A 12,741-nucleotide genomic window follows, 5' to 3' on the forward strand; every position below is an offset into this window, starting at 1 on the left:
TTGCACTCCTGATCCCAAAAGAAAAGGGCGGCCCCGAAGGACCGCCCGAAATTCTTCGCTTCGAAAAGCCAGACTGGCTTAACGCGAGTAAAACTCGACCACGAGGTTCGGTTCCATGGTGACCGGATAGGGCACTTCGTCAAGCTTCGGTACGCGGCTGAAAGCGACCTTGTCGTTGCCTTCTGGAACGACGTAGTCTGGAATTTCACGCTCTGGCAGGCTCTGTGCTTCGATCACGAGAGCCATTTCCTTGGCTTTCTTACCGAGGCTGATTTCGTCGCCAACATTGATGCGACGGCTCGCAATGTTGCACTTCACGCCGTTCACATAAATGTGACCGTGCGAAACGATCTGACGCGCGGCAAAGATCGTCGGAGCGAACTTTGCGCGGTACACGATCATGTCCAGACGACGCTCGAGCAGGCCGATCAAGTTCTGACCGGTATCGCCCTTCATCTTGTCGGCGTCTTTGTAGGTGCGGCGGAACTGCTTCTCGGTGACGTCACCGTAGTAGCCTTTGAGCTTCTGCTTGGCGCGCAGCTGCAGACCGAAGTCGCTCATCTTGCTCTTACGACGCTGACCGTGCTGGCCCGGGCCGTAGGAACGCTTGTTCACCGGAGAATTGGGACGACCCCAGATGTTTTCGCCCATCCGGCGGTCGAGTTTGTACTTGGCGCTCTTGCGCTTAGACATAAGTCATCCTTCAAATTTGCTGGCCCACCCCAGTGGTGGACATTGAACCCGGCATCGCTCCGCATGGTGTTAATCCATGCGCGGCTTCCGCTTCACCGGGGTGCGGAGCCCATTTGCGAAGGCGCGCGGATAGCAGGAATCCACTGCGCGTCAAGTCGTTCGACGGATGAATCGCCTCTAGAAGCGACGAGTAGTCAGTGCAGCGGGTATGCCGTCAAACGAACTTCTCTGCTGATAGTTACCGAGATCCTGGGGGATGAAAGGGCGCGGACCTTTCTTTGGAGCATTCTCAGCCAGTTTGATTGCTTCCGTCCACTCGGCTTCGGTCAGGCAAATACTCTTGGCCCGTTGACGATCGAGGCAGAGGACACGCTCATCCGAAGGCGCTTCAAGCTCGGCTTGCGCCGCGACGGATACAAAGGTCTTCTTTTTGGAAAGCCTCGCATCGTCTGCGGCAATAGGAACAAGCGGCAACATCGCGGCGGCAAGTGTCAAGAACATGATCGACCTCCTTTTATCGAAGTAAAATCATACGCTTGTGACATTGCCGCAGGATGAATGTCGCTCAACGACGCTGATTGAACTGACGCCATTCCTCTTTGGTCTTGCAAACTTTGGTTGCCCGGCGGCTGCCGGCATCAAGCCTCACGCGGCGACAAATGCGCTTTTCTTCGACCTTGCGTTCCTTGATCTCCACTGCTGGCGCTGCGGCTTCGGCCGGTTTGTCGGCAGTTGTTTCTGTGGGCTCCAGATCAACCTGCTCGGTATTGTCCTTGGCGCCAGCTTTGGCTTCGGGTTCATCAGCCATAGCAGACACAGAAAGCAGAGGTGCAGCGAGCAAGGCTGCCGCAAGAGCAAAACCAGTTTTCATCAATTTCCTCAGGAGTTTGATTAGGGGAGAGGTATTCGTAACGGCGACTTTATGACCTGTCTACGGTCAAGAGGCCATCCTCTGCACTACGTATTCGAGTAAAGATTGGTTCCGAGTGATTTAGATGTCGGACATAGGCACAGCGAGCACGTCATAGTGCTTACCTCGTCCGTAGATCTGCCGTTGCTCGAACCCATGAGAACGGAGCGCGTCGGTTATTGAGGAATCGTCGCTCCAGCGGTCGTCCTGTTCATAAAACAAGGCGATGATCCTGTCCGCGTGGTCGGAGCCAAGCAGTTGGCGGATCACGACCTCCTCATGGCCCTCCACATCGATCTTCACGAAGATCGGAAGATCGTCTGGTAGATGCTTAGCAACTTCGTCCATTGTTGCCAGCTTGACCATGATTTGGCTGTGTTCGCCGCTCATCTGCTCCGCGTGGTCGCCCAACGTGGCCATGCCACTGTGTGCTTTGCTGAGCGTAATGGCATGGGTCTCGGCTTTGTCAGACAACCCGAAATTGAAAGCCACGCTGCGGTCCGATAGGCCATTCAGCTCTAGATTGCGGGCCAGGCGCGCATAGGTATCCGGCACCGGATCAAGCGCGACGATCTTCTGACAGGCTGGATTCTTGCCCGCAATCAGCGAGAACAAACCCTGGTTCGCTCCGATATCGAGGAACACGAAAGGCTGATCGACAGCCCCGATCAGATTGGCGAGGTAATTGCCGTAAGTGCCATAGTGACAGTAAGCGAAAGTCTTGTCCGACCAGTTCGACCACATCTTCACGCCGTAAACGCTCTGCACGGGCTGATCATCAGAGCTCAACGCATTATGGAAGTGTCGCATTGCCCGTGCACGAACCACGCGCAGATGGCGCCACAACATGAAGTCGCGCGCCATCGCTCCCGCATTGGGTGCGGGCCATTGGGGCCGGAAAGCGCTGGCCTTTTCGACGCGATTCATCTCTGCCTTCTCATTCAGCGCGGATCGCGCTCTAGCGTGCTCAGAATGCCGCGCAAGGTGCGCACCTCAAGGTGGTTCCAGCCCGGCTTGGTCAATACACTGCGCAGGGTGCGGCGCGTGGCATCTGCGCGCGGTTCTGGCAAGAAGTATCCACGCGGGGCCAATAACTTATCGAAGTGCTCGATAAGACCGTCGAGATATTCCTGTGGGGCAGGGGGAAGCAGTTCATCCTCTGCCGTAGGCTGCACCAAGTCTCCCGATGTACCCTGTTCGCGGCCAATCCGGGACCATTCATAGGCGCACAGGATCACCGCCTGAGCGAGATTGAGCGAACCGAACTCCGGATTGATCGGAACCGTCAGAATATGCCGGGCGAGAGCCACATCTTCGGTTGCCAGCCCCGAAGCCTCGCGCCCGAACAGAATGGCGTGGCGCCCAGACTGTGAGTGCATCAGCTTCGCCGCTCCGTCTGGCCCGACAACCGGCTTGGTCACGCCGCGTTTGCGCACGGTTGTGGCATAAACATGCTCGCAATCGGCGACGGCTTCGGCAGCAGTGTCGTAGATCTTGGCCTGATCCAGAACCATGTCGGCGCCCGCAGCAGCAGGACCTGACGAAGGGTTGGGCCAGCCATCGCGAGGATTGACTATGCGCATCTCAGTGAGCCCAAAATTGAGCATCGCGCGCGCGGCTTTGCCGATGTTCTCTCCCAGCTGCGGCCGGACGAGAACGATGATGGGCTGATTGTCGCTCATCTCACCTAGTCCTTAGCCGCGTCGGCTACCGTGCTGGCGAATTCCTCGAAATCGCGCGCTTCTGAGAAGTCGCGGTAGACGCTGGCGAAGCGGATATATGCGACGGAATCGATCTGTTTCAGACCGTCCATAACCAGCTCGCCGATGCGAGAGGAGGGGACTTCAGCCTCGCCCGCCGTTTCAACCTGACGCTGGATGCCGGAAACCAACTGATCGATCCGCTCCTGCGACACATCGCGTTTGCGGCATGCCAGCGCGACGGACTTTTCAAGCTTCTCTCGGTCGAATGGTTCCCGGCGAGGCTCGCCACCATCAAGACCTGCTTTGACGATGGTCACCTCGCGCAATTGAACGCGCTCAAACGTAGTAAACCGAGCTCCGCAGGAAGAACACTGACGCCTACGCCGGATCGAGGTGTTGTCCTCGGTCGGGCGGCTGTCTTTCACCTGCGTGTCATCATGGGCGCAAAAGGGGCAGCGCATTGAAAGGACTTACTTCTTTATGCGGGTGTAGAAAGCAATCCCTGCACCCACCAGCAGGCCAGCGGGCACGCTGACGATCGGCAGCAAAGCGCCTGCGACCGCCCCAATCGCCGCGCCAGTCAGCACCGGTGGGGTCGAAGGATGCTTTACGCCCTGTTTGGCCATGCCCTTCAATTCCTTGCGCGCACGCTCACCTAGGTCATAGCCATTGTTGTAATCATCCTGACTCATGCTGCCGGGTCCGGATAAACAGGGAAGTCCGCGCAAAGCTTCGCAACTTCGCCACGAACCTGTTCTTCGACCTGCGCATCGCCTTCGGCGCCGTTTTTCGCCAAGCCATCAATAACGCGGGCGATCAATTCACCCACCTTGCGGAATTCAACGGGGCCAAAGCCGCGCGTGGTACCAGCAGGCGTGCCGAGACGAATGCCGCTGGTGACGAAGGGCGACCGCGTGTCGAACGGGATGCCGTTCTTGTTGCAGGTCAACCAAGCGCGATCGAGACCCTTCTCAGCATCCTTGCCGGTCACGTCCTTCGCAGTGAGATCAACCAGCATCGAGTGGTTGTCCGTACCGCCAGAAACAATCCGCAGGCCGTTCTCCTCAAGGCTTGCCGCCAGCGCACGCGCGTTTTCAACAATGCGGTGGGCGTAGGTCTTGAATTCAGGCTGAAGCGCTTCACGGAAGGCCACGGCCTTGGCCGCGACCACATGCATAAGCGGACCGCCCTGAAGGCCGGGGAACACCGCCATATTGAGCGGCTTTGTCAGCTTCTCGTCGTTCCACAGGATGATGCCCGAACGCGGACCGCGCAGGCTTTTGTGCGTCGTCGAAGTGACGATATCGCAATGCGGGAAGGGCGAGGGGTGCGCACCGCCGGCCACGAGGCCAGAAATGTGGCTCATGTCGCACAGCAGGTATGCGCCCACTTCGTCAGCGATCTTGCGGAAAGCGCCGAAGTCCCATGTGCGTGAATATGCAGTGCCGCCGCAGATGATCAGCTTCGGCTTGTGCTCGCGCGCGGTCGCCGCGACCGCTTCCATATCGATCAGCTCTTCACCCTCGGTCACGCCATAGCTGACCGGGTTGAACCATTTGCCCGACATGTTGACAGGGGAACCGTGCGTGAGGTGGCCACCCGAATTCAGGTCGAGCCCCATAAAGGTGTCGCCCGGCTCCAGCAGAGCGAGGAACACCGCCTGGTTCATTTGCGAGCCGCTGTTCGGCTGAACATTGGCGAAATTGCACCCAAAAAGCTGCTTGGCGCGCTCAATTGCGAGCGTTTCGACCACATCTGCGTAGTCGCAGCCGCCATAGTAACGCTTGCCCGGATAGCCCTCTGCATACTTGTTGGTGAATACGCTGCCAGTCGCTTCAAGCACAGCGCGCGAGGCGATGTTCTCGCTGGCGATCAGCTCGATCTTGTCGCGCTGACGGCCAAGTTCCTTGCCAACCGCTTCCGCAATTTCAGGATCGGCTTGAGCCAGAGTGTCTTTCCAGAAGCCGTCCATAGGCGATGCGATGTCAGAGGGAAGGGTGCTCATTGATGGGTCTCGATGTGATCGGTTTGAATGGGCGGTGTGCCAAGCTTTGCAACCCGGCGTTGATGGCGACCGTTGGGATCATCCGCATCCGCAAATTCAGTCTCCAGAAAAGTAGCTACGCAAGACTTCGCCATTTCGATGCCTGTCAGGCGTGCACCCATGGCAATACAGTTTGCATTGTTGTGTTCCCGTGCCAGAGCAGCCGAGAGCGGCTCAGAAACCAGAGCGCAGCGCACCTGTGGGTGGCGATTAACGCTCATCGAGATACCAATGCCGCTGCCGCAGAGGGCAACGCCGAAATCGACGGTGCCATCGGCGATCACATCGGCCAGCTTGTATCCGTAATCCGGATAATCGACGCTCTCACCCGCATCGGGGCCAAGGTCTGCAACTTCGTGACCCACATCGATCAACCATTCGGCAAGATCGGCCTTCAGGTCGGTCGCGGCGTGGTCTGAGGCAATAGCAATACGCATGCAGGCGATATAGTCGTGTGAGAGCAGTCGTGCCACCCCGTCAAAGGTGCTTTTCGACCATCCGTTTCTTAGCTCAACTTTTTGTTGAGCCACTTCCAGAGTTTCTCAACTTCCTTGGCCGCCTTGCCGCTGGGATCGACTTCGGATGCGGTTTCGCCCTTGGCACTTGAGCGGTGAAAGGCCGCGCGGTCACCCAATTCGACGGAGCACATTTTCAGGCCCATCTTCTTTGCTGCCTTCTTGGCATCTTTCGTCAGTACAGTCGCGCCAGCTGGGACGCCATTGAGCACGACGTAGGCTGGCTTTTTCGCGAACGCGACAAGGTCAGCGATGGGCTCAAGCGCGTGGAGGTCGAACGCGCGCGGCTTAGTCGGGATCAAGACTATATCCGCAGCCTTGATCGCCTCGCGCGCGGCGGCATCGGCATGGGGCGGAGTGTCAATCACGACAAACTCGACGCCGTTCTTCTTCGCGCTTTCGATGGTGCGGCCAAGACGGGCAGGGGGCGCGGTAATGACCACGGGCAGAAAATCCCCGCGCCAATCGGACCATGCGGCAGCGGTTGCCTGAGGATCGGTGTCGATCACACAGCTTTCCAGCCCCGCCTGCGCGGCGCGCGTGCCGAGGTGAACGGCGAGGGTGGTCTTACCAGATCCACCCTTTTGACTGACGATGGCGATGGTTGTTGGCATGCTGCGACGTCCCATAAATGCTGCACTGCACAATAGCTACAGCATTTGAGGACCTATTGCGAGATGCCAGTTTCCACAGGGGAAGAACAGCGACTACTGATCTAGGAACGACCGCATTTTGCGCGAACGGCTTGGGTGCTTGAGCTTGCGCAGCGCCTTGGCTTCGATCTGACGGATACGTTCGCGGGTCACGCTGAACTGTTGGCCGACCTCTTCCAGAGTGTGGTCAGTATTCATGCCGATACCAAAACGCATGCGGAGCACGCGTTCTTCGCGCGGGGTCAGCGAGGCGAGGACGCGGGTGACCGTCTCTTTCAGGTTTGCCTGAATGGCGGCGTCCACCGGAATAATCGCGTTCTTGTCCTCGATGAAATCGCCCAGATGGGAATCTTCTTCGTCGCCGATAGGCGTTTCGAGGCTGATCGGTTCCTTGGCGATTTTCATCACCTTGCGAACCTTCTCCAGCGGCATCGAAAGACGCGCGGCCATTTCTTCCGGCGTCGGTTCACGGCCTTCTTCGTGAAGGAACTGACGACTTGTGCGGACCAGCTTGTTGATCGTCTCGATCATGTGGACCGGAATACGGATCGTACGAGCTTGGTCTGCGATCGAGCGGGTGATCGCCTGACGGATCCACCAGGTCGCATAGGTGCTGAATTTGTAACCGCGGCGGTACTCGAATTTGTCGACCGCTTTCATCAGGCCGATGTTGCCTTCCTGAATGAGATCAAGGAATTGCAGGCCACGGTTGGTGTATTTCTTGGCGATGGAAATCACGAGACGCAGGTTCGCCTCAACCATTTCCTTCTTTGCGATACGCGCTTCACGCTCGCCTTTTTGCACCATGTTCACGATGCGGCGGAATTCAGGTAAAGCCATGCCGGTTTGCGCGGCAATGTCAGCGATTTCGGTGCGGATGCGCTCAATCGCGGCTCCTTCCTTCTCAAGGAAGGCAGTCCATTTCTTGTCCTTCTTGGCCTTTTCCTTGATCCAGGCGTCGTCCATTTCATTGCCGACATAGCCATTGAGGAAGTCGATCCGCTTGATCTTGTGACGCTCGGCTAGGCGAAGCATCTGGCCACCCAAAGCGGTCAGACGACGGTTAAAGGCGTAGAGGTTGTCGACCAGGAATTCGATCTTGGTCGCGTGGAACTGCATCGATTCCACTTCAGCGGTCAGCTCGTCGCCAAGCTTCTCGTACTTGTTTTCTTTTGCCTTCGGGAATTCACCACCTGCGGCAAGCGTTTCGACCCGCTCAGCCTGAAGCTTTTCGAAGGTCTTGAACAGCTTGGTGATCCGCGCGAAACGATCGATGGCATCCGGTTTCAGAGCGGCTTCCATCTGGGCGAGGGAAAGGGTGTTGTCCTCTTCCTCTTCTTCTTCCTTCTTGGAGCCGTCTTCTTCGCCGTCTTCACCCTCTTCGGACTCGTCGTCGCTGTCGCTGTCATCGTCATCAACGATAGTTGGGCCAGCGGTCTCTTCCGAGATCTCGCCGCTGTCCTCTTCGTTCTCCTCTTCCATCTTGTCTGGCGGGGGCTCTTTTGAAAGCATCGCATCAAGATCAAGGATTTCGCGCAGCTGCATGTCCTCAGCATTGAGCGCTTCTGACCACTGGATAATGGCATGGAAGGTGATCGGGCTTTGGCACAGGCCGATGATCATCATGTCGCGGCCGGACTCGATGCGCTTCGCGATTGCGATTTCGCCTTCGCGGCTGAGCAACTCGACTGCGCCCATCTCGCGCAGGTACATGCGCACAGGATCATCCGTGCGACCATCGGCGGCGGTCTTTTTAGCCGCTGGTTTGGCGACAGCTTTCTCGTCTTTTTTCTTGTCGTCACCGACAGACATTTCCTCGACTTCGGCTTCTTGCTCAGCCTCAGCCTCAGCCTCTTCGTCATTCTCGACGATCTGCACGCCCATTTCGGACAGCGCGGTCTGAATGTCTTCGATCTGGTCGGGGCTCATCTCGCCCGAAGGCAGGGCTTCATTGAGCTCATCGTATGTGAGGTAGCCCTTCTTCTTGCCCTTAGCCATCAGCTTCTTGATCGCGGCCTCATTGAGGTCGATCAGGGGAGCGTCTTCATTATCTTTCGATTTCGCGGTCGAAGCCATGTAAACTCGTCAATCCGTTTCGGGGTCGTCCGGGGAAGTCTCCGCAGACGCCGCTGTTAATTCTGATCCCGCCGCCGAAGCGGCCTTCTTGCGCCCGAAATTCTTCAAACGCTCGTCAACTGTCGTGAGCTGTTGCCGCAGCCTTGCTTGTTCCGCGAAAGCCCCTTCCGGGTCTTCATCAAACCGGGCGACCGTTGCCGCCATAGCGGCTTCGAGCGCTGGTTTTTGGGCCAGCAACGACACAGCTTCGGCCAGTTCCTCGCGCGCTTCACCGGGGTCTGTGCCTTCTCTGAGGAAGGCGTATCGATGTTCATCCGGTGGGGCAGGACTGCCTTGCCAGTCTGATATGGCGGGTTCGGCGCGCGAATCAAGCGTTTCTGACAGTTCGATCAACGATTCAATTGCCGGTGCGGCTTGTTGGTCGACCTTGGACAGCCTGATTAGTGCTTCGGCATGCTCGCTGATTTGATCAGGATGGCGAACAAGACCGCGCAGAACAGCGCTAAGCAGATTGCCGCGCTGACCGCCCGCCATAGTCCGTTGAAGGACAGCTTTTGCCTCGCTCGAAAGTCCGGTGCGCAGGGGCTTGCCGCGCTGCCATTGCTGTCGTGGTTGATTGGTGCGCGGTTGCCTTGGCGGGTAGGCGAAGGCGGAATACCGGTCGAGCAATTCGCGGCGATAAAGCGACTGGATATCGCGGTCTTCAATCGTGTCGACATGCGCCATAAGCCGCGCTTTCAATCCGGCTTTCGCTTCGGGGGTCGCCAGCGGCTGCGCATCGCGCTCATACTCCCACAGCATGTCGAGGATCGTTTTCGGGTTTGCCAGCAATCGCTCCATTGCGCCCACGCCTTGCTGCGCGATCAGATCGTCTGGGTCCAAGCCGGTCGGCAACCGCACAATAGAAAGCGAACGCATGGGAGCCAGCAGAGGCAGAGCGCGGGCAATCGCGCGCATCGCTGCCTTTTGTCCGGCTGCATCCCCGTCAAAGCACAGCACCGGCACCTCTACCATGCGCCACAACATTTCGAGTTGCAGTTCGGTCAGTGCGGTTCCGAGTGGCGCGACCGCATCGGTGATGCCCGCCTGCGCAAGCGCGACGACATCCATATAGCCTTCGACAACGACTATCCGGCCTGACTGCCGCGAGGCCGGTGCGGCTCGATGAAGGTTATAGAGCGTACGGCTTTTGTCGAAGAGCGGTGTGTCGGGCGAGTTGAGATATTTCGCCACTCCATCGCGCTTGCCCAGAATACGTCCGCCGAACGCGATCACACGCCCGCGTGCATCCTGAATGGGCAGCATGACGCGGCCGCGGAACCGGTCATAGGTGGAGCCATCGTCGGTGGTGATGCGCATGCCGCTTTCGATCAGCATGCGCGGGTCAAAATTGGGTAGGGCCTTGGGCAGGGCTTGTTTGTCTTCAGGCGCCCAACCAAAGCCGAATTCGCGCAAGGTCTCCGGCTTCAATCCGCGCCGGTTGAGATAGTCTAGCGCTTCGCGTCCATCGCTCGATCGAAGGCGTTCGACAAACCAATCTTGTGCGCCAGTTGTGACGTCAACCAACTCGGCGCGTTTCTCCGCCTTTTTGGCCGCACGCGGATCAGGGGCAGGAACCTCCATCCCGGCTTCGGCAGCCAGTTCCTTGATAGCATCCATGAAGGACAGACCGCGCTGCTCCGTCATCCAGCTGATGACATCGCCATGCGCCCCGCACCCAAAGCAGTGATAGAACTGCTTCTGATCATTGACATAGAAGCTTGGCGTCTTCTCGTCATGAAAAGGGCAACACGCCGTCCATTCCCGCCCTTTCTTGACGAGCTTTTCGGTGCGCATGATCACCGTTGATAGGGTGATCCGCGCCCGCAGTTCGTCTTTCCATTGCGGGGTGATGGTCATAGTAGGACAGTGCGCCCGAACCGGATAAGGTTCAAGCGCACTCTGTGGGTATATTTGTGGTTAGCTCAGCGCCGCTTTCACAAGGCCGCTGGCGAGCTTTCCATCAAGCACCGCGCCATGCTTGGCTTTCAGAGCGCCCATGACCTGACCCATGTCCTTCATGCTCGATGCGCCGGTTTCGGCCTTGATCGCTTCAATCGCGGCCTTGGTCTCTTCCTCGCTCATCATTTGCGGGAGGAATTCTTCGATCACGGCAAGCTCGGCCTTTTCATTATCAGCCAGTTCCTGACGGCCGCCGCTTTCGTACATCTCAATCGACTCGCGGCGCTGCTTGGCCATTTTCTGCAAAACAGAAGTTACCAGCTCATCGTCAGGAATGTCCTTGCCACTGGTGCGCTCTTCGATGTCGCGATCCTTGATCTTCGCGCCGATCTGACGGAGCGTTGCGGTGCGCTCTTTTTCCTTTGCCTTCATGGCGGTGATGGTGGCGGCTTTGATGTCGTCCCGGATCATCGTTTCGTTCTTTCTGTGGATGGTTTGTGCTTGTCAGCGTCTTAGCGGACATATTGCGCCTGAGATAGGTTGACGGGAACCCCATGCAACCCTAGCCGCTAAGACTTAGCGACATTGCTGGAAACACCTGACTCGGAAGGGCCTCGAAATGGCTTCTGCTGCCTCCAATCCTGCGCAACCAAAAGGTGCGACGGGAGTCCTCGTTCTGGCCGATGGGAGCGTGATTTGGGGGCGTGGTTTCGGGGCGACCGGTGATGCGGTTGGTGAAGTGTGCTTCAACACCGCGATGACCGGCTATCAGGAGGTAATGACCGATCCCTCTTATGCCGCGCAGATCGTCACCTTCACTTTCCCGCATATCGGCAATGTCGGCGCCAATGGCGAAGATGTCGAAAGCAAGGTGGAGGGCGCGGTTGGCTGCGTGGTGCGCGAAGACGTGACCGAGCCGAGCAACTTCCGCAGCCTCGAACGCTTCACCGAATGGATGGCGAAGAACGGCAAAGTCGGGCTTTCGGGCGTCGACACGCGCGCGCTGACCCGCAAGATCAGGCTGTCGGGCGCGCCCAATGCGGTGATTGCGCATTCACCCGATGGCTCCTTTGATATTCCTGCCTTGGTTGCCCGCGCTCAAGGGTGGGCGGGGCTGGAAGGCATGGACCTTGCCGTGAAGGTCACCCGCGACGCGCGAGAAGATTGGGCTGGCGGATATTGGCGGCTGGGCCACGGCTATGGCCGCGCGGACTGGTCGAACAAGCCCCATGTTGTCGCGATTGATTATGGAGCGAAGGACAACATCTTCCGCAATCTGGTGAAAGCCGGGGCGAAGGTGACGGTGGTTCCGGCCAAGACGTCCTTCGATGACATCATGGCATTGCAACCTGACGGCGTGTTTCTCTCCAATGGCCCCGGCGACCCAGCGGCAACCGGTGAATATGCCGTGCCCGTGATCAAGGCGCTGCTAGATGCAGACATGCCGCTGTTCGGCATCTGTCTTGGCCACCAGATGCTTGCGCTGGCAGCGGGCGCAAAGACGGTAAAAATGCATCAGGGCCACCGAGGCGCAAACCATCCGGTTCAGCGTGTGGGTGACGGCTGGGGCGAGACAACCGGTCTGGTTGAGATCACCAGCATGAACCATGGCTTCGCAGTGGATGCTGACACGCTGCCTGAGACGCTCGAGCAGACGCATGTCAGTCTGTTCGATGGCTCCAATTGCGGGATCGCGGTAAAGGGCAAGCAAGCGTTCGGCGTGCAGTATCACCCAGAGGCATCGCCGGGGCCGCAAGATAGCTTTTATTTGTTCGAGAAGTTTGTCGGAGGGCTTTCGTGAGCCCCAGAACACCACATTCATGGGATAGTTTTTGCGCGAGTGCCACGCGAGAACCGCTGAACATCAACAAACGGTTCAGGGGTACCCATGCGTCTTCCAATTCTTCTTGCGACAACTATTCTCGCCTTGGCTGCTTGCACGCCAGCCAAAGAACAGGCCGCACAGCAATGCGCCGAGCAAGCGAAAGCTCTGCCTTCCAACGTAAATGGCGAGCAATTCTGCGAATGCCTCACGGCGAAAATTCCGGACGATGCGAGCATTTCCGAAGCCGAGGATATTCTGATGGCCGAAGGATCAACCTGCATTTCCGAGCAAATCTCCAACATGATGGACGAAATGGCCGCGCCAACATCGGAGGCGAAGCCGACCGGCGAATAGTCACGGATCACTCTTACCCCATTAGAG

General features: G+C 58.0%; 15 protein-coding genes. 2 read left to right on the forward strand and 13 right to left on the reverse strand.

Annotation, left to right across the window (positions count from 1 at the left end; all coding sequences use genetic code 11):
* Positions 1–78: 78 nt before the first annotated feature.
* The 13 genes from rpsD to AC0V6K_RS13610 form a co-directional block, all read right to left on the reverse strand.
* Entirely contained in the window at positions 79–693 is a 615-nt protein-coding gene (gene rpsD / locus AC0V6K_RS13550; protein ID WP_472623099.1) for a 30S ribosomal protein S4, read from the reverse strand.
* Between the two features lie 177 nt (positions 694–870).
* Entirely contained in the window at positions 871–1,194 is a 324-nt protein-coding gene (locus AC0V6K_RS13555; RefSeq protein ID WP_472623101.1) for a hypothetical protein, read from the reverse strand.
* Between the two features lie 64 nt (positions 1,195–1,258).
* Positions 1,259–1,564: a hypothetical protein gene (locus AC0V6K_RS13560; protein WP_472623103.1), complete on the reverse strand. Its 306-nt coding sequence runs from the start codon at positions 1,562–1,564 to the stop codon at positions 1,259–1,261.
* A gap of 120 nt (positions 1,565–1,684) precedes the next feature.
* Positions 1,685–2,530 (reverse strand): FkbM family methyltransferase, encoded by an 846-nt coding sequence (locus AC0V6K_RS13565; RefSeq protein WP_472623105.1) that lies wholly within the window; start codon positions 2,528–2,530, stop codon positions 1,685–1,687.
* A gap of 14 nt (positions 2,531–2,544) precedes the next feature.
* Entirely contained in the window at positions 2,545–3,285 is a 741-nt protein-coding gene (locus tag AC0V6K_RS13570; RefSeq protein WP_472623107.1) for an RNA methyltransferase, read from the reverse strand.
* 5 nt (positions 3,286–3,290) lie between these two features.
* A complete protein-coding gene (nrdR, locus tag AC0V6K_RS13575; protein WP_472623109.1) occupies positions 3,291–3,767 on the reverse strand; it encodes a transcriptional regulator NrdR in 477 nt (158 codons plus the stop codon).
* A 9-nt stretch (positions 3,768–3,776) separates the two neighbouring features.
* Positions 3,777–3,998 carry a hypothetical protein gene (locus tag AC0V6K_RS13580; RefSeq protein WP_472623111.1) on the reverse strand — a complete coding sequence of 74 codons (222 nt, stop codon included), beginning with the start codon at positions 3,996–3,998 and terminating at the stop codon, positions 3,777–3,779.
* The gene (glyA, locus tag AC0V6K_RS13585; protein ID WP_472623113.1) at positions 3,995–5,311 is read right to left on the reverse strand and encodes a serine hydroxymethyltransferase; all 1,317 of its coding nucleotides are present in this window, start codon (positions 5,309–5,311) and stop codon (positions 3,995–3,997) included. Before glyA ends, AC0V6K_RS13580 begins: the two co-directional genes overlap by 4 nt.
* Positions 5,308–5,787 (reverse strand): RpiB/LacA/LacB family sugar-phosphate isomerase, encoded by a 480-nt coding sequence (locus tag AC0V6K_RS13590; RefSeq protein WP_472623115.1) that lies wholly within the window; start codon positions 5,785–5,787, stop codon positions 5,308–5,310. The genes glyA and AC0V6K_RS13590 overlap by 4 nt, the downstream gene beginning before the upstream one ends.
* A gap of 68 nt (positions 5,788–5,855) precedes the next feature.
* Positions 5,856–6,479, reverse strand: a complete 624-nt coding sequence (parA, locus tag AC0V6K_RS13595; protein ID WP_472623117.1) for a ParA family partition ATPase — start codon at positions 6,477–6,479, stop codon at positions 5,856–5,858.
* A 93-nt stretch (positions 6,480–6,572) separates the two neighbouring features.
* A complete protein-coding gene (gene rpoD / locus AC0V6K_RS13600; RefSeq protein WP_472623119.1) occupies positions 6,573–8,594 on the reverse strand; it encodes an RNA polymerase sigma factor RpoD in 2,022 nt (673 codons plus the stop codon).
* A gap of 9 nt (positions 8,595–8,603) precedes the next feature.
* Positions 8,604–10,493, reverse strand: a complete 1,890-nt coding sequence (gene dnaG / locus AC0V6K_RS13605) for a DNA primase (protein ID WP_472623121.1) — start codon at positions 10,491–10,493, stop codon at positions 8,604–8,606.
* Positions 10,494–10,553: 60 nt separating this feature from the next.
* The gene (locus AC0V6K_RS13610; protein WP_472623123.1) at positions 10,554–11,006 is read right to left on the reverse strand and encodes a GatB/YqeY domain-containing protein; all 453 of its coding nucleotides are present in this window, start codon (positions 11,004–11,006) and stop codon (positions 10,554–10,556) included.
* Between the two features lie 148 nt (positions 11,007–11,154).
* Here AC0V6K_RS13610 and carA point away from each other — a divergent pair, with 148 nt between their 5' ends.
* Together carA and AC0V6K_RS13620 are read left to right on the forward strand one after the other, a co-directional pair.
* Positions 11,155–12,336 carry a glutamine-hydrolyzing carbamoyl-phosphate synthase small subunit gene (carA, locus tag AC0V6K_RS13615; RefSeq protein WP_472623125.1) on the forward strand — a complete coding sequence of 394 codons (1,182 nt, stop codon included), beginning with the start codon at positions 11,155–11,157 and terminating at the stop codon, positions 12,334–12,336.
* A gap of 87 nt (positions 12,337–12,423) precedes the next feature.
* Positions 12,424–12,714 carry a hypothetical protein gene (locus AC0V6K_RS13620; RefSeq protein WP_472623127.1) on the forward strand — a complete coding sequence of 97 codons (291 nt, stop codon included), beginning with the start codon at positions 12,424–12,426 and terminating at the stop codon, positions 12,712–12,714.
* The last annotated feature ends 27 nt before the right edge of the window (positions 12,715–12,741 follow it).

The organism is Erythrobacter sp. S43 (assembly GCF_057364955.1).